The organism is Ensifer sp. GW101-20A05 (assembly GCF_059424735.1).
The window spans coordinates 135,061-150,991 of record NZ_JBWKZT010000006.1 but is presented as its reverse complement, the minus strand read 5'-3'; the positions used below and the strand labels follow the sequence as shown (position 1 = coordinate 150,991).

14 protein-coding genes and 1 other RNA gene are annotated in these 15,931 nt (G+C 62.9%); 8 read left to right on the top strand and 7 right to left on the bottom strand.

What is annotated here, in order from left to right; translation table 11 throughout:
• Positions 1-157 precede the first annotated feature (157 nt).
• From AC070A_RS17215 to tkt, 5 genes are all read right to left on the bottom strand, one after another.
• Complete coding sequence (locus AC070A_RS17215; RefSeq protein WP_113479403.1) at positions 158-1,183, bottom strand: class I fructose-bisphosphate aldolase; 1,026 nt, start codon at positions 1,181-1,183, stop codon at positions 158-160.
• A 248-nt stretch (positions 1,184-1,431) separates the two neighbouring features.
• Positions 1,432-2,628, bottom strand: coding sequence for a phosphoglycerate kinase (locus AC070A_RS17210; protein WP_113479402.1), 1,197 nt, complete (start codon positions 2,626-2,628; stop codon positions 1,432-1,434).
• Entirely contained in the window at positions 2,628-3,218 is a 591-nt protein-coding gene (locus tag AC070A_RS17205) for a putative glycolipid-binding domain-containing protein (protein WP_113479401.1), read from the bottom strand. The genes AC070A_RS17210 and AC070A_RS17205 overlap by 1 nt, the downstream gene beginning before the upstream one ends.
• A 5-nt stretch (positions 3,219-3,223) precedes the next feature.
• Positions 3,224-4,234, bottom strand: coding sequence for a type I glyceraldehyde-3-phosphate dehydrogenase (gene gap, locus AC070A_RS17200; protein WP_057254672.1), 1,011 nt, complete (start codon positions 4,232-4,234; stop codon positions 3,224-3,226).
• 75 nt (positions 4,235-4,309) lie between these two features.
• The gene (gene tkt / locus AC070A_RS17195; RefSeq protein WP_058321030.1) at positions 4,310-6,292 is read right to left on the bottom strand and encodes a transketolase; all 1,983 of its coding nucleotides are present in this window, start codon (positions 6,290-6,292) and stop codon (positions 4,310-4,312) included.
• A gap of 339 nt (positions 6,293-6,631) precedes the next feature.
• Here tkt and AC070A_RS17190 point away from each other — a divergent pair, with 339 nt between their 5' ends.
• The 3 genes from AC070A_RS17190 to ssrS all read left to right on the top strand — a co-directional run bounded on the left by AC070A_RS17190 (position 6,632) and on the right by ssrS (position 7,502).
• Positions 6,632-6,901 carry a DUF4164 domain-containing protein gene (locus AC070A_RS17190; RefSeq protein WP_057254674.1) on the top strand — a complete coding sequence of 90 codons (270 nt, stop codon included), beginning with the start codon at positions 6,632-6,634 and terminating at the stop codon, positions 6,899-6,901.
• A gap of 11 nt (positions 6,902-6,912) precedes the next feature.
• A complete protein-coding gene (locus tag AC070A_RS17185; protein WP_113479400.1) occupies positions 6,913-7,290 on the top strand; it encodes a cell division protein ZapA in 378 nt (125 codons plus the stop codon).
• A gap of 54 nt (positions 7,291-7,344) precedes the next feature.
• Positions 7,345-7,502, top strand: a non-coding RNA gene (ssrS, locus tag AC070A_RS17180) — 6S RNA.
• A 24-nt stretch (positions 7,503-7,526) separates the two neighbouring features.
• On the opposite strand, the gene AC070A_RS17175 is transcribed toward ssrS, so the two are convergent.
• Positions 7,527-8,396 (bottom strand): LysR family transcriptional regulator, encoded by an 870-nt coding sequence (locus tag AC070A_RS17175; protein WP_058325933.1) that lies wholly within the window; start codon positions 8,394-8,396, stop codon positions 7,527-7,529.
• 112 nt (positions 8,397-8,508) lie between these two features.
• Between AC070A_RS17175 and AC070A_RS17170 the strand changes: the two genes are divergently transcribed.
• Positions 8,509-8,727 carry a hypothetical protein gene (locus AC070A_RS17170; protein WP_113479399.1) on the top strand — a complete coding sequence of 73 codons (219 nt, stop codon included), beginning with the start codon at positions 8,509-8,511 and terminating at the stop codon, positions 8,725-8,727.
• A 125-nt stretch (positions 8,728-8,852) separates the two neighbouring features.
• On the opposite strand, the gene AC070A_RS17165 is transcribed toward AC070A_RS17170, so the two are convergent.
• Positions 8,853-9,050 (bottom strand): transcriptional regulator, encoded by a 198-nt coding sequence (locus AC070A_RS17165; RefSeq protein ID WP_492384738.1) that lies wholly within the window; start codon positions 9,048-9,050, stop codon positions 8,853-8,855.
• Between the two features lie 374 nt (positions 9,051-9,424).
• On the opposite strand from AC070A_RS17165, the gene AC070A_RS17160 reads away from it, so the two are divergent.
• The 4 genes from AC070A_RS17160 (at position 9,425) to AC070A_RS17145 (ending at position 15,848) form a co-directional block, all read left to right on the top strand.
• Entirely contained in the window at positions 9,425-9,997 is a 573-nt protein-coding gene (locus tag AC070A_RS17160; protein WP_113479397.1) for a 5-formyltetrahydrofolate cyclo-ligase, read from the top strand.
• A gap of 213 nt (positions 9,998-10,210) precedes the next feature.
• The gene (locus tag AC070A_RS17155; RefSeq protein ID WP_065375266.1) at positions 10,211-11,035 is read left to right on the top strand and encodes a TIGR00282 family metallophosphoesterase; all 825 of its coding nucleotides are present in this window, start codon (positions 10,211-10,213) and stop codon (positions 11,033-11,035) included.
• 482 nt (positions 11,036-11,517) lie between these two features.
• A complete protein-coding gene (locus AC070A_RS17150; RefSeq protein WP_058321033.1) occupies positions 11,518-12,672 on the top strand; it encodes an efflux RND transporter periplasmic adaptor subunit in 1,155 nt (384 codons plus the stop codon).
• Positions 12,669-15,848, top strand: coding sequence for an efflux RND transporter permease subunit (locus AC070A_RS17145; protein WP_113479396.1), 3,180 nt, complete (start codon positions 12,669-12,671; stop codon positions 15,846-15,848). Before AC070A_RS17150 ends, AC070A_RS17145 begins: the two co-directional genes overlap by 4 nt.
• Positions 15,849-15,931 lie beyond the last annotated feature (83 nt).

Here is a 15,931-nt window from a genome sequence, read left to right as displayed (position 1 = left end):
TCCGGTGACAAGTTCCATCCGGCACGGGCAGCCAGCTCTTGGCTGGCCCTGCTGTCCAGGCGCTCCGCGATGTTGACGACGCATTCCTGCTGCGGATGAAGCCGAAGCAAAGAGGGGCCGACTTGCGGCCCCTCGGATCTCATCTCTCGACCATGCCTTATGCGGCCTTCTCGAGATCCTTCTTCCAGGTGCCCTTGGCCGCAAGGCTGCACATCTCAGCGCGATGCGAGAAGGCACGCTGGCCGGCACCGATGTTGTCGGCCTTGCCGTGCCAGGCGTTGAGCGCCTCCTGCTGCAGCGCGCGGCCATAGGAGAAGGTGAGCTTCCACGGCAGGTCGTGGGTGGCGTTCATCGCCGAAAGATGGGCCGTCGCCTCTTCGGTCGACTGACCGCCGGAAAGGAAAGCGATGCCAGGCACGGCCGAAGGCACCGTCCGTTTCAGCACCCTTATCGTGCGCTCGGCCACCTCGGCGACGGAAGCCTTGCGGGCCTTCTTGCCGTCGATGACCATGCTCGGTTTCAGGATCATGCCTTCGAGTCTGACGCGCATGGCGGCCAGTTCCTCGAAGGTGGTGCGCAGCGCCCACTCCGTCACTTCCTCCGCGCGGTCGATCGAATGGTCGCCTGGCGCTCCATCCATCAGCACCTCCGGCTCGACGATCGGCACGATGCCGGCTTCCTGGCAAAGGGCGGCATAACGGGCGAGCGCATGAGCGTTGGCACGAACGGCGCCCGGGCTCGGCAGGGTATCGGAGACGGCGATCACGCCACGCCATTTGGCAAAGCGCGCGCCGGCTTCGTAATATTTCGCCAGCCGCTGCGCGAGGCCATCGAGGCCTTCGGTGATCGTCTCTGCCGGGAAATTGGTCATCGGCTTGGCGCCGGCGTCGACCTTGATGCCGGGGATCGCGCCGGCGGCACGGATGATTTCGACCAGCGGCGTGCCGTCGACGGCATGCTGAAACAGGGTTTCCTCATAGAGAATGACACCGGAGATGTACTTGCGCATCGCCTTGTCGGCGCGCAGCAGCATCTCGCGGTAATCGCGCCTGGAGGTCTCGGTGGATTCGAGGCCGATCGTATCGAAACGCTTCTTGATCGTGGCCGTAGACTCGTCGGCGGCGAGCAGCCCCCGGCCGTTGGCGACCATGGCAATTGCGATGTCTTCCAGTCTTTCGCTCATGTTTTTCTCCCTAGACAGCGCTGATCACCAGGGACCAGGCAGGTACTGAAACAAACAGTTTCGGACCGACGGCGCACAGGGCAGCCGCCACGCTCCAAACGAGGGCGCGAGTAACAGGCGAAATTGTCCAGGAAAATGGCGAGAAAAGCGACTAAAACGATTTAAAATTTTTTAATCGATTGAACAATCAAGATTTTTTCTTGGTTGACCGGCGCGCGGCGGTTGTGTCCGCGCGCCGATTGGATGCGTTACTTCTGCTTGAGGATGTCGACGCCCGGGAGCGGCTTACCTTCCATCCACTCGAGGAATGCGCCGCCGGCGGTCGAGACATAGCTGAAATCGTCGGCGACTTCGGCATGGTTCAGTGCTGCGACGGTATCACCACCGCCGGCAACCGAGACCAGCGATCCCTGGCGGGTGCGGGCGGCCGCGTGCTTGGCAACGGCAACCGTCGCCCTGTCAAAGGGGGCGATCTCGAAGGCGCCGAGCGGACCGTTCCAGACGAGCGTTTCGGCCTTGGAAATCCAGTCGTTGACGGCGGCGATCGACTTCGGACCGACGTCGAGAACCATGGCATCGGCGGGAATGGCGTTGATATCGACCACTTCGTTGTCGGCGCCGGCCTTGAACTCGCGGGCGATGACGCCGTCGTCCGGCAGAACGATGGCGCAGCCGGCCTTGTCGGCGGCAGCAATGATCGCCTTGGCGGTGTCGGCGAGGTCATGCTCGCAGAGCGACTTGCCGACATTGATGCCCTTGGCGGCGATGAAGGTGTTGGCCATGCCGCCGCCGATGACGAGCGCGTCGACCTTGGTCACGAGGTTCTGGAGGAGGTCGATCTTGGTCGAGACCTTGGCGCCGCCGACGATCGCGACGACCGGCCGTTTCGGCTGGCCGAGGCCCTGTTCGAGTGCTTCGAGTTCGGCCTGCATGGTGCGGCCGGCATAGGCGGGCAGGTGATGGGCAAGGCCCTCGGTCGAGGCATGGGCGCGGTGGGCGGCGGAGAAGGCATCGTTGACGTAGATGTCGCCGTTGGCGGCAAGCGCTTCGACGAAGGCCGGCTCGTTCTTTTCCTCGCCCTTGTGGAAGCGGGTGTTTTCAAGCAGCAGCACATCGCCGTCGCTCATTTCGGCAATGGCGTTCTTCGCCTTGTCGCCGATGCAGTCGGCGGCGAAGTGGACGCGCTGGTCGAGCACGTCCTCGACCGCCGGCGCGATCGTCTTCAGCGACATGTCGGCGACCGGTTCACCCTTCGGGCGGCCGAAATGGGCGAGCAGGATGACCTTGGCGCCCTTCTCGGACAGTTCGCGGATGGTCGGCGCCACACGCTCGATGCGGGTCGCGTCCGTCACCACGCCGTCCTTGACCGGCACGTTGAGATCGACGCGCACCAGCACGCGCTTGCCGGCGATGGCGGTCAGATCGTCGAGGGTCTTGAAAGTCATCAGATAGTCTCCGGTGATAGTCTTTGGAAAAGGGTGGGATAGTCGATGACGAGGCCGTCCTCGTCCACGGGCAGGTCCGCGGCAAAGCTGCGATCCTCGGCCTCGTAGCGGTAGAGCCTGAAATCATCGAGGCAGGTGTAGTGCTGGCCGTCCACGACGGGCTCGAACGTGTCGAACGGCACGTAGAGCATCTTGAGCTTTACAGTGCCGGACTGGCGACCGAGGTCGAGCCGGCGGATCGGCAGCGTGTTGGTGAAGGGTGTACCGGCGAGGTCGATATCGATGCAACCATCGAAGTCGGAGAGGGGAGCGCCTCGCGCCGTCATCCATTGGCCTGGGACGTCCGAGCGCAGATGCAGGCTCCGGCCGTCCGTCGTGTCGACCATGAGCTTGCGAACGTGCCAAGTGTCGTCGCAATCGATCCGGTAGCGCACGCCATAGGGCGTGCCGCCGCGGTTGCCGATGAGAACGCCGACGGCGCGGATGACCGCGCCGTCGGTTGTTTCGGTTTGCGTCAGCGTCAGGTGTTCGAGCCCTTCCCCTTCCAGCGGACGCCAGCGGACCGTCTTTGGAGAAAGGGCGCGAAACATCTGACTTAGATGAGCTTGGCGAAGGCGACCGCCGTGTCGGCCATGCGGTTCGAGAAGCCCCACTCGTTGTCGTACCAGGTGAGGATACGCACGAAGTTGCCTTCGACGACCTTGGTCTGGTCGATCGCGAAGATCGAGGAGTGGCTGTCGTGGTTGAAGTCGCGCGAAACGAGCGGCTCTTCCGTGTAGCCGAGAACGCCCTTCAGCGCGCCGTTCGACGCAGCCTTGATGGCGTTGGTGATTTCCTCGACCGAGGTGTTGCGCTTGGCGACGAACTTGAAGTCGACGACCGAGACGTTCGGGGTCGGAACGCGGATCGACGTGCCGTCGAGCTTGCCCTTCAGTTCCGGCAGAACCAGGCCAACGGCCTTGGCAGCACCGGTCGAGGTCGGGATCATCGACAGAGCGGCAGCGCGGGCGCGGTAGAGGTCCTTGTGCATCTGGTCGAGCGACGGCTGGTCGTTCGTGTAGGAGTGGATCGTGGTCATGAAGCCGTGGCTGATGCCGATGGTATCGTTCAGGACCTTGACGACCGGAACCAGGCAGTTCGTGGTGCACGATGCGTTGGAGATGACCAGGTGGTCCTTGGTCAGCTGGTCGTGGTTGACGCCGTAGACGACCGTCAGGTCAGCGCCGTCGGCCGGAGCCGAAACGATGACGCGTTTGGCGCCAGCGGTCAGGTGCGCTGCAGCCTTGTCGCGGGCGGTGAAGATGCCGGTGCACTCCATGGCGATGTCGACGCCGAGTTCCTTGTGCGGAAGCGTTGCCGGATCCTTGATCGCCGTGACCTTGATCGGCTTGCGGCCGCCGACGGTGATCGTGTCGCCTTCGACCTTCACCTCGGCCGGGAAACGACCGTGGATGGAGTCATAGCGCAGCAGGTGGGCGTTGGTTTCAACGGGGCCGAGATCGTTGATGGCAACGACTTCGATGTCGGTGCGGCCGGATTCGACGATCGCGCGGAGCACGTTGCGGCCGATGCGGCCAAAACCGTTGATTGCGACTTTTACTGTCATATCGGGTCTCTCCCTGTCTGGATGACGTAGTACGAAAAAATCGGGGCGCGCCTTTCGGCGCGCCCCGCAACTTGATCAGGAAAGCTTGGCTTCCGCAGCGGCGACCACCGCCTCGGGCGTGATGCCGAAGTGCTTGTAAAGGTCCTTGTAGGGACCGGAGGCACCGAAGGACGACATGCCGATGAAGGCGCCGTCGCTGCCGATGAAGTGGTCCCAGCCCTGGCGGATGCCGGCTTCGACGGCGATCTTGACCGGCGAGTTGCCGATGATCGCCTGCTGGTAGTCTTCGCTCTGTTCGGCAAAGAGCTCGAAGCAGGGAACGGAGACGACGCGCGTCGAGATGCCCTTGGCGGTCAGTGCCTGGCAGGCCTTGACGGCGATTTCGATTTCCGAGCCGGTGGCGAAGATCGTCACCTTGGCGTCGGCGGCCGAGATCAGGTCATAGGCGCCGCGAGCGCAGAGGTTTTCTTCCTCATACTCGGTGCGAACGGCCATCAGGTTCTGGCGGGTGAGCGCAATGCCGGACGGGCGGTTGTGGCTTTCGAGCGCCAGCTGCCAGCATTCGGCCGTTTCCGTGGCGTCGGCCGGGCGGAACATCAGGAGGTTCGGAATGGCGCGAAGTGCTGCCATGTGCTCGACCGGCTGGTGGGTCGGGCCGTCTTCGCCGAGGCCGATGGAATCGTGCGTCAGCACGTGGATGACGCGGATGCCCATCAGCGCGGCGAGCCGGATCGACGGGCGGCAATAGTCCGAGAAGATCAGGAAGCCGCCGGAATAGGGGATGACGCCGCCATGCAGCGCCATGCCGTTCATGGCAGCGGCCATGCCGTGCTCGCGCACACCCCAGTGGATGTAGCGGCCGGAGAAATCGTCAGGCGTGATCGACTTGGTCTGGCTCGTCTTGGTGTTGTTCGAGCCGGTCAGGTCGGCCGAGCCGCCAATGGTTTCGGCGAGAACGCCGTTGATGACTTCGAGCGCGTCTTCGGAAGCCTTGCGGGTTGCCGGCGAAGGCTTGGTTTCAGCAAGCTTCTTCTTGTAGTCGTCGATGGCGGAGGACAGACGGCCTTCGAGCTCGCCGGAGAAGCGGCGAACGAACTGGGCCTTCTTCTCGGCATCGCTCTTTTCGAGGCGCTCTTCCCATTCCTTGCGCGTCTTGGTCGAGCGCAGGCCGGCCAGACGCCAGGCGTCGAGCACGTCGGAGGGAACGACGAAGGCTTCGGCTTCCCAGCCGAGTGCCTTGCGGGTGGCGGCGATTTCCTCGGCGCCGAGCGGCGAGCCGTGGACCTTGTGGGTGCCGGCCTTGTTCGGCGCACCGAAGCCGATCGTCGTCTTGCAGGCGATCATCGTCGGCTTGTCGGACTTCTGGGCCTCATCGATCGCGGCGGCGATCGCTTCCGGGTCATGGCCGTCGACGGCGATGGTGTTCCAGTGGCAGGCGCGGAAGCGGGCGTGCTGGTCGGTCGAGTCGGCGATCGAGATCGGGCCGTCGATCGAGATGTTGTTGTCGTCCCAGAAGACGATCAGCTTGTTGAGCTTCAGGTGGCCGGCGAGCGAAATCGCTTCCTGGCTGATGCCTTCCATCAGGCAGCCGTCACCGGCGAGCACATAGGTATAGTGCTCCATCAGGTCGGAACCGAATTCGTCGCGAAGCTTGCGTTCGGCGATCGCCATGCCGACGGAATTGGCAAGGCCCTGGCCGAGCGGACCGGTGGTCGTCTCGATGCCGGCGGCGTGGCCGTATTCCGGGTGGCCGGCGGTGCGGGCGCCGAGCTGGCGGAAGTTCTTGATCTCGTCGATGGTGATGTCTTCGTAGCCGGTCAAATAGAGCAGCGAATAGAGCAGCATCGAGCCATGGCCGGCCGACAGCACGAAGCGGTCGCGGTTCGGCCAGGAGGGGTTCTTGGGGTCAAAGCTCAGATAGCGCGTGAAGAGGACTGTCGCTATGTCGGCTGCACCCATGGGCAGGCCTGGGTGGCCGGAATTTGCCTTCTCGACGGCATCCATGGAAAGGAAACGGATCGCATTTGCCATCCGGTCGTGTTTTTCGCGAGAGATCATGACTGTTCCGTTTTGCGTTCGGTGGTCAGGGAACGGTCTCTATCCTCCAAAGACCGCGCAAGAAGCGGCTGACACATAGCAGGTGCGCCGTGCGAGTCAATAAATACGGGCCTTCCGCGGCCATTTGACGGCAGGTCGTTCAGGTCCTTGTCTCGCAATGCAACAGAGCTTTCGCACTGCCGTTGAAGAAAGCCGGCTACGCAATCCATCCACAGCTTCCGTAGTTGTTTGCGGAGCTTGGCATTGTTGAGACTTACGTAATAGGTTTAAAAAAGATCGAGCCGAAGCGGCGGACGGGATTCGGGCGATTCGGCCTCACGGGCGAGGTATTCGGAACACATGCCGGCAAAGACTGTCAAAGCGGCGATCGATGAACTGCGGAACGCAGTGCAATCCCTGGAGAATGCGATCGACGGTCGGTTTGACAGGGAACGGGATTTCGGCGAGTTCGAAGGCGAGGTTCGGCGTGTCAACACCGACCGGTCGCGACTGGCACAGGAACTCGACCAGTCGCAGTTCCGGGCGAACCGGCTCGAGGAGGTTAACCGCGAGGTTTCCCGCCGCCTCGTGACGGCGATGGAAACCATTCGGGCGGTGCTCGACCGCTAGGATAAAGCGACATGGCGCAGGTCACAGTATCGATTGACGGCAAGGCCTACCGGATGGCCTGCGAGGAAGGGCAGGAAGGTCACCTGACCGAGCTTGCCACGAAATTCGATCAGTATGTCGGACATCTCAAGAGCCAGTTTGGCGAGATCGGCGATCTGCGCCTCACCGTCATGGCCGGCATCATGGTCATGGACGAGCTCAGCGAGGTCAACCGCCGGCTGAAGAGCCTCGAGGCCGAGCTCGGCAATCTGACTGATGGTCGCGATGCCGCACTTTCCGACCAGATGAAGAGCGAGGAGGCGCTGGCCTCTGCGCTCAGCGAAGTCACCGCGCAGATCCACAGCATTGCCGCCAAGCTGAACGGCCGCACCACGACACCGGCAAGCTAAAGGTTTCGGTGGCGAGCCTCTGGCGCGAAGCACCGAGACACTTTATATATCGACTGCGGTCTGCGCTTCCCGACAGGAACCACAATCCCCGGGGCCATACTCGATCTCAAGGGAGCCGTCCCTGTCCGGGCTCGTGGGTCTGGACACATGGCGCCCACCTACTTTGTAGGTACCCGGGATCGTAAACTATCCATCGGTTGTGTGGATCGCACCTTCTCCCCCCTTCAGGCAGCCGTTCAATCTCCGGCAAAGGCCCGGCGAATGGCGTCGGCCATGGCCTCGACGATCCGGTCCTTGCCGTTCCCCGCTTTCGATACCCGCAACACGACGTTGGAGTGGTCGATCACTTCATAGCCGTCATCGGCCGTCAGTTCGCGGCACCCGGCCGGAATGCTGCTGCGGGCGAGCGGCGCAATGGCAAGGCCCGACACCACGGCAGCCATCAAGCCGCCGCTGGTGCGGCTGACATAGGCCACGCGGCTTTCCAGGCGGCATTTCCTGAGATTGCGCTGGGCGAGGTCGTCGCACCAGCCGCCTTCCAGATAGGTGTAGGTGGCGATCGGCAGCGGTCGCCGCTCGTCGGTGCGGTGCTGCTCGGAGGTCACCCAGACGGTCGGGTCCATCATCAGCACTTCGTTCTTCGTTCGCCCGCCGGGTTCAAAGACGACAGCGAGGTCGAGCTCGCCGGCTTCCAGTGCCGCGATGTTGGTCATCGAAGCGCCCTGCTGAACGGTCACTTCGACACCGGGGTGGATGGCGGCGAAGGTTCCGAGCGCTTTCGGCAGGGTAGAGTTGATGTATTCCTCGGGTATACCGATCCGGACCGCGCCGTCGAGAGCGGGCTGGCGCATCGCGGTGGCCGTGTCGTCGAGCAGCGTGACGATGCGTCTGGCATTGTCGAGCAGCCGCAGGCCCTGCGGCGTCAGCACGACGCCACGCGAATGGCGCTCGAACAGCGCGTCGCCGAGCATGTCCTCGAGCTTCTTGATCTGCATGCTGACGGCGGATTGCGTGCGCCCGACAATATTGGCGGCGCGTGTGACATTGCCGGTGTCGACGACCGCAAGAAAGGTTCTGAGCAATTCGCTGTCGAGGGGGAGGGACATGGTTGTATCCATCAGAAATTCTGATAGCAGCCATGCTCGCAATTCGTTTGTCAGATGTCAACGCGAGGACGAAGATTGCCTGGTCCGATCATCTTGCGCAGGGTCATTCCCCATGAGCGTGCTTGCCCTCTTCGCGTTTTCCGAAGCCTCCACCGCGCTCCGGCGTCGAGCGATGCAGTGGTCTTGCGACGTCCTGTTTCCCGAGGTCCCGGTGGACGTGCCATCAGGCAAGCCGGCGCTCCTGCGCGATGCGGGGATCTATCATGAGGCAGCCGACATGATGCAGCGGGAAAAGCTGGCGATCGCCTACCGGTCGCACTGGCTGTTGTGAGCGTATCTGCCGGCAGATACGGGACTAGAGCGCCGTGCGTTCAGATGAACGCACAAAGATGCTCTAGCACTTTGATTCTAGAGCATCTTTCCTCCTCCAGTGATTCCACTTGAGAGCGGGATGCTCTAGGAGATGAGGTCCAGCCTGGCGGCGCGAAACACCGCTTCGGCGAGATTGCCCGCCTGCAACTTACGCATGGCATCCGTGAGTGCCCGATCGATCCGATCGAGCGGAATGTCGGTCTCGCGCATCATGTCCTCGCGCGTGCGGCCGCGTGCGGCGAGCGTCAGGCAACGCAGTTCCAACGGGTCGAGTTCGTTCATCTGGTCCTTCATGGACGTCGGCTTTTTCCACTGCTGCCTGCAGGAGCGCGTCCATACATCGAACACGGGCATTAGTTCCTGCTAATTGTTTGAAATCGTGTCCTTATTTGCACGCGGCTCATGTTTCGCGAAAGCGGAACCCTTGCCCATGATGAATGGAAAGCTAATGCTGTGCCGAACCGGGAAGGGGGGTGACATGATTGTCGCAAACTGCTGCAAATGCGGCGATGCCGGTGGGTGGGTGAAAGATGCCATTGCGTAAACAGGCTGGTGGCCGGCCCGGGAATCGGCGAGAGATGGGGAACTTGTGCCATTTCGGGAAGTGATTTTCTCCGGCGACGATGGCGGGCGGCGGGTTGGCAGGAGAGGATGCGATGTCACCGAGGGATTTGAAGGCAGCACTGCGCAAGGAGAGGCTGGCATTGCGCGATGCAATGTCGGCGGAGATGCGGATCGAAGCGAGCCTGACCATGGCCGATCACGCTGGCGACGTCATCGCGCTCGATCCCGGACACATCGTCTCCGGCTTCTGGCCGATCCGCTCCGAGGTCGACATCCGGCCGCTGATGGCGCGGCTGAAGCAGCGTGGTGCCAGGCTCTGCCTTCCCGTGATCATGGACAAGCAGACGATCATCTTCCGCGAATTGCTCGATGGCATTGACGTCATCGCCACCGGATTCGGCACGACAGGTCCGGGACCGGACGCACCGGAACTCGATCCGGATATCATGCTCGTACCGCTTTCCGCGTTCGATTCGACCGGCCACCGGATCGGCTATGGCGCCGGCTATTACGACCGCGCCATCGACCGGCTGCGCAACAAGGGCCACCTGCCAAAGCTGATCGGAATCGCCTTCGACTGCCAGGAAGTGACATCCGTGCCGGCCGAACTGCACGATGTCGCGCTGGACGCCGTGCTCACCGAGAGCGGGTTTCGGCATTTCTGAGTTCATTTCGCCGAGACCGTGGAGTGGGCTAAAGCCTTGAGATCGCAAAGGTCGTAGCGGCAGGTCGTTGCACGGTTTTCGCTGATTTCATCTAAGGCGTTTCCTGCGCGGTCGGGATCGTGTAGACGCTCTATCTCTTTGTTTTACGCAGTTCCGGACGCAACAACCGCTGACGCGCTTCCGCCGGGCTGCCCTGGTGGGATTTGAGCGAGCATGAGGCTTCTGTTTCTGGGAGATATGGTGGGCAAGACGGGCCGTACGGCGGTCTGGGAGCGGCTTCCAGGACTGGTTGGTGATCTCAAGCTCGATTTCGTCATCGTCAACGGCGAGAATGCCGCCGGCGGTTTCGGCATCACCGAAGACATCTTTCTCGAGACGATCAATGCCGGCGCCGATGTGGTGACGACCGGCAATCACGTCTGGGACCAGAAGGAAGCGGTCGTCTTTTGCGAGCGGCACGACCAGTTCCTGCGCCCCGCCAACTATCCGGCCGGCACACCTGGCCGCGGCTCCAACCTGTTTTTCGCCCGCAACGGCGCCCGTGTGCTGGTCGCCAACGTCATGGGCCGCGTCTTCATGCACCCGGAGCTCGACGATCCCTTCAAGACGGCGGAAGCCATTCTCGACGCCTGCCCGCTCGGCGAGCAGGCGGATGCAATCGTCTTCGATTTCCATGCGGAAGCCACCAGCGAGAAGCAGTGCTTCGGCCATTTCGTCGATGGCCGCGCCAGCCTCGTCGTCGGCACCCATACGCACGTGCCGACCGCCGACCACCAGATCCTCAATGGCGGCACGGCCTATATGAGCGACGCCGGCATGTGCGGCGACTATGATTCCTCGCTCGGCATGGACAAGGAAGAGCCGCTCAACCGGTTCATTTCGAAGATGCCGAAGGGACGTTTCGAGGCGGCCTCCGGCCCCGCGACCATCTGCGGGCTTGGCGTCGAGATCTCCGACCGCACCGGGCTTGCCGAAAAGATCGCACCGCTGCGTCTCGGCCCAAGGCTGGCCGAGACGATCCCGGATTTCTGGTCCTAAAGCCAAGCCAGCAGCACATCCGGCTTGTCGAACGCGCTTCTGGTTGAGGCGCGCGCCGCCAGTTATCGCCTTCCGGGAATTGATTTTTTTCAAGGTGACAACCCCATCAAATGATGGCAGGTTATCGCGAAATCACGCCGGGCCGGGGCGTGATGTATTCGAGTGTTTTCCAGTAATGAATACCGTCCGCAGTCCTGAATTGCGGGCTTGTGCTGCCGTCACCGGACAATCGGGAGTAGGCGCTCTCTGCCCGGCGATCTCGATCCAACAGCGTTCGCCGGCCCAGAGCGGGGACCGCTGTATCATTTAATTGCTTGTGTGACTTTGCCTCTTGGGTCGCTGCCGATCCGAGTATTTGTGCGGAGCGGGAGAGTGATGCGGCGATTTTCCGCTCATGTCCTGTTCTGAAGTATTCAAAGCGATTGCGGTGGTTGGTCGGTCGGGCTGCTCATCGTCATCCAAAGTGCATTCGGAGGGCATGCATGTTGTCTAAATGGCATTTGCCGATGATCGTCGGCGCTTCTCTTTCCCTTCTTTCCGCTGTTGGTGCCCAAGCACAGGACGCGCAATTGCCTGTCGTGACCGTCGCCAAGCCGGTCGTGCGTGACGTGATCGACAGCGACGAGTTCATCGGCCGCTTCGAGCCGGTCGACGAGGTGCAGGTTCGCGCCCGCATCGGCGGCTATCTCGACGAGGTCAATTTCACGGATGGCGCGCTGGTGAAGAAGGGCGACAAGCTTTTCGTCATCGACCAGCGTCCCTACCGCACGGCCCTCTCCCAGGCCGAGTCGACCCTGGAATCGGCGCGCTCAACGCTGGAATTCGCCGAGTCCCAGTTCAAGCGCACGCAATCGCTGACGGGCACCGGCACGCTGTCGGTTTCGACGCTTGACGATCATCGTCGTGCGCTGCTTTCGGCGCAGGCGCTGGTGCGCGGTTCGGAAGCGGCGGTCGAGCGCGCCAAGCTCGACCTCGACTACACGACCATAACCGCGCCGCTCAGCGGCCGCGTCGACCGGCGCTTGCTGTCGACGGGCAACCTGGTGCAGGCGGACCAGACCGTCCTGACGACGATCGTCTCGCTCGATCCGATCGACTTCTACTTCGACGTCGACGAACGGCGGCTCTTGTCCTATGCGCGGGTCGCGCGCGAACGCGGCAGTGCGTTGCAGGAAGGCGGCGGTGCGCTCGAGGTACTCGTCACAATCGCCGACTCGCAGGAGGAACCGTTCAAGGGCAAGCTCGACTTCGCCGAAAACCGTGTGGACCCGCAGAGCGGCACCATGCGCGTGCGCGCCCGTCTCGACAACCCGAAGCTGGTGCTGCAGCCTGGTCTCTTCGGCCGTGTGCAGATCGAAGGCTCGAACACCTACAAGGCCGTGCTCATTCCGGATGAGGCGATCGGCGCCGACCAGAACGAGCGGATCGTCTATGAGGTGACAGCCGATGGATCGGTGGTGACCAAGCCCGTGCGGCTCGGACCGAAACTGCATGGCTATCGGGTCATCCGCAGCGGCATGACGGGCGACGAGACCATTGTCGTCAACGGCCTGATGCGGGCGCGCCCCGGCACCAAGGTAAAGCCCGAGATGATTCAGCTTCCCCCTGAGGCGCAAGCGGCGGGGACGACGCAATGAGGTTCGCTCACTTCTTCGTCGATCGACCGATCTTCGCTTCGGTGCTTTCGATCGTCCTTTTGATCGTCGGCAGCATTGCCTATTTCCAGCTTCCGGTGGCGCAGTACCCGGAAATCGCGCCGCCGACCATTGTCGTGCGGGCGGCCTATCCCGGCGCCGACGCCAATACGGTCGCCAACACCGTGGCGACGCCGCTCGAACAGGAAATCAACGGCGTCGAGAACATGCTCTACATGTCCTCCTATTCGACCGCTGACGGCTCGATGGCGCTGACGATTACCTTCAAGCTCGGCACCGATCTCGACCAGGCACAGGTGCTGGTGCAGAACCGCGTGTCGATCGCCGAACCGCGCCTGCCGGAAGAGGTCCGACGCATCGGCATCACCACGGCCAAGAGCTCGCCCGACCTGATGATGGTCGTGCATCTGCTCTCGCCGACCGAACGTTATGACCAGCTCTACGTCTCGAACTATGCCCGCACGCGCATCCGCGATCTGTTGGTGCGGCTCGACGGCGTCGGCGACGTCATCCTGTTCGGCGAGCGCGAATATGCGCTGCGCGTCTGGCTCGATCCCGAGAAGCTCTCGGCCTACGGCATGACGGCGGGCGACGTGGTGCAGGCGTTGCGCGAGCAGAACGTGCAGGTCTCCGGCGGTTCGATCGGCGGTCCGCCGGCGCCGGGCGACAGCGCCTTCCAGTATACCGTCACCACCGACGGCCGCTTCAGCGATGCGCGGCAGTTTCGCTACGTCATCGTCAAGGCGACGGAAACCGGTCGCCTCGTGCAGTTGCAGGATGTCGCCCGCGTCGAGCTCGGTGCCCGCGAATACGTCAACAACAGCTATCTCGACGGCAGCCCGGCGGTGGCGCTCGGTATCTTCTCGCGGCCGGGCACCAATGCGCTCGACGCTGCCGAGCAGATCCAGAAGGTGATGACCGACGTCGCGCGTGATTTCCCGGAAGGGCTCGAATACCGGATCGTCTACAATCCGACCGAGTTCATTTCGGAATCGATCAACGAAGTCTACAAGACGATCGGCGAAGCGGCGTTGCTCGTTGCCATCGTCGTTCTCGTCTTCCTGCAGTCCTGGCGCACGGCGATCATCCCGATCGTCGCGATCCCCGTGTCGCTGGTCGGCACCTTCGCCTTCCTCTACGCCTTCGGCTTCTCGCTGAACATGCTGACGCTGTTCGGCCTGGTGCTGGCGATCGGTATCGTCGTCGACGATGCGATCGTGGTGGTGGAGAACGTCGAGCGTAACCTCGCGCGCGGCATGACCCCGCGCGAAGCCTCGCATGTGACCATGGACGAAGTGGGTGCCGCTGTTATCGCGATCTCGCTGGTGTTGACCGCCGTCTTCGTGCCCACGGCCTTCATCCCCGGCATCGCCGGCCAGTTCTATCTGCAGTTCGCCGTGACGATCTCGGTGGCGACAGTGATCTCTGCCTTCAATTCGCTGACGCTGTCGCCGGCACTGGCGGCGATCCTCTTGAAGCCGCACGAAAACGGCCATCACGAGAGCCGCAACCCGCTGACGCGCTTCGGCCGGGCACTGGCCAACGGCTTCAACAACGGTTTCGACCGCATGGCCGAAGGCTATGCCTGGATCGTGCGCAAGCTGGTGTCGACGAAGACGGCAGTGGCCGCGGCGCTCCTCGTCTTTGTGGGCCTGCTCGGGGCCACATGGTACATGGCGCAGATCGTGCCGAGCGGCTTCGTGCCGACCATGGACCAGGGTTACGCAATCGTCGTCATCCAGCTTCCAGACGGTGCCTCGCTCGACCGCACCGACGCGGTGGTCAAGCGGGCGTCGAAGATCATCCAGGACGTCCCTGGAGTGAAGAGCGCCGTCGCCTTTGCCGGCTTCAACGGTGCGACGTTCACCAACGCGTCCAATTCGGGCGTGGTCTTCGCCCCCTTCGAGAGTTTCGAAGAGCGGTTGAAGCACGGCCAGAGTGCCAACCAGATCATCGGACAGCTCTATGGCAGCCTGCAGAGCATCCAGGAGGCCTTCATCATTGCCGTACCGCCACCGTCGGTGCGCGGCATCGGCAACTCCGGCGGCTTCAAGATGCAGATCATGGACCGGCAGGGCGCCGACATGCGGCGCGCGCTGGGGCTTGCCTATCAGATGATGGGTACCGCCAACCAGACGGAAGGGCTGACCGGGGTCTTCACCACCTTCTCAGCCTCCAGCCCGCAATACTTCCTGGCGATCGACCGCGACAAGGCGCGCACGCTCAACGTGCCGATCCCCAACATCTTCGAGGCGCTGTCGATCAACCTCGGCACCTCCTACGTCAACGACTTCAACGCCTTCGGCCGTGTCTACCAGGTGCGGGCGCAGGCCGATCAGCAGTACCGTATCGAGCGCGACGATATTCTGGCGCTGAAGGTTCGCTCCGCGACCGGTGCGCTGGTGCCGATGGGCACGCTTGTGGAGATCCGCGACACCGCCGGTCCGACGCTCGTGCAGCGTTACAACATGTACGTATCGGTTCCGGTGCAGGGCAACCCTGCGCCGGGCGTCTCGACCGGCACAGCCCTCGACAAGATGGAGGCGCTCGCCGCCCAGCTTCTGCCGCAGGGCACGACCTTTGAGTGGACGGAACTCGCTTTCCAGGAACGCCAGACGGGCAACACCGCGGTGTTCATCTTCGCACTGTCGGTGGTCTTCGTGTTCCTGGCGCTGGCGGCCCAGTACGAAAGCTGGGTGCTGCCGCTGGCGATTATCCTGATCGTGCCGCTTGGCGTGCTCTCGGCGCTGGTCGGCGTGTCCATCCGCGGTCTCGACAACAACGTGCTGACGCAGATCGGGTTGATCGTTCTGATCGGCCTTGCGGCCAAGAACGCGATCCTGATCGTCGAGTTCGCACGCCAAGGTGAGGACGAGGGCAAGACCCCGATCGAGGCGGCGGTGGAGGCGAGCCAACTCCGCCTCAGGCCCATCCTGATGACCGCCTTCGCCTTCATCCTCGGCGTGGTGCCGTTGATGATCGCCACCGGTCCAGGCGCGGAAATGCGCCAGTCGCTCGGCACCGCGGTGTTCTCGGGAATGCTCGGCGTGACCTTCCTCGGCCTGTTCCTGACGCCGGTCTTTTACGTGGCGCTCAGGTCCTTCCGGCGGCGCAAGCCGGCGACGATGACCGAACCGGCGCCCCATCCCGCAGAGTAGCGGGACGCAATCGCAAGGTTGCAACGCCCCGGCAGCAATGCCGGGGCGTTGTCGTTGGACGAGTCAGGTTTCCTTGTTCCTGC

Excerpts from the sequence above, each read along its gene's own strand:
- AC070A_RS17160 (WP_113479397.1), top strand. The coding sequence starts at position 9,425 with ATGTCACCGAGGGATTTGAAGGCAGCACTGCGCAAGGAGAGGCTGGCA.
- AC070A_RS17150 (WP_058321033.1), top strand. The coding sequence starts at position 11,518 with ATGTTGTCTAAATGGCATTTGCCGATGATCGTCGGCGCTTCTCTTTCC.
- gap (WP_057254672.1), bottom strand. The coding sequence starts at position 4,234 with ATGACAGTAAAAGTCGCAATCAACGGTTTTGGCCGCATCGGCCGCAAC.
- AC070A_RS17155 (WP_065375266.1), top strand. The coding sequence starts at position 10,211 with ATGAGGCTTCTGTTTCTGGGAGATATGGTGGGCAAGACGGGCCGTACG.
- AC070A_RS17190 (WP_057254674.1), top strand. The coding sequence starts at position 6,632 with ATGCCGGCAAAGACTGTCAAAGCGGCGATCGATGAACTGCGGAACGCA.
- AC070A_RS17165 (WP_492384738.1), bottom strand. The coding sequence starts at position 9,050 with ATGAACGAACTCGACCCGTTGGAACTGCGTTGCCTGACGCTCGCCGCA.
- AC070A_RS17185 (WP_113479400.1), top strand. The coding sequence starts at position 6,913 with ATGGCGCAGGTCACAGTATCGATTGACGGCAAGGCCTACCGGATGGCC.
- tkt (WP_058321030.1), bottom strand. The coding sequence starts at position 6,292 with ATGATCTCTCGCGAAAAACACGACCGGATGGCAAATGCGATCCGTTTC.
- AC070A_RS17175 (WP_058325933.1), bottom strand. The coding sequence starts at position 8,396 with ATGTCCCTCCCCCTCGACAGCGAATTGCTCAGAACCTTTCTTGCGGTC.
- AC070A_RS17170 (WP_113479399.1), top strand. The coding sequence starts at position 8,509 with ATGAGCGTGCTTGCCCTCTTCGCGTTTTCCGAAGCCTCCACCGCGCTC.
- AC070A_RS17210 (WP_113479402.1), bottom strand. The coding sequence starts at position 2,628 with ATGACTTTCAAGACCCTCGACGATCTGACCGCCATCGCCGGCAAGCGC.
- AC070A_RS17205 (WP_113479401.1), bottom strand. The coding sequence starts at position 3,218 with ATGTTTCGCGCCCTTTCTCCAAAGACGGTCCGCTGGCGTCCGCTGGAA.
- AC070A_RS17145 (WP_113479396.1), top strand. The coding sequence starts at position 12,669 with ATGAGGTTCGCTCACTTCTTCGTCGATCGACCGATCTTCGCTTCGGTG.
- AC070A_RS17215 (WP_113479403.1), bottom strand. The coding sequence starts at position 1,183 with ATGAGCGAAAGACTGGAAGACATCGCAATTGCCATGGTCGCCAACGGC.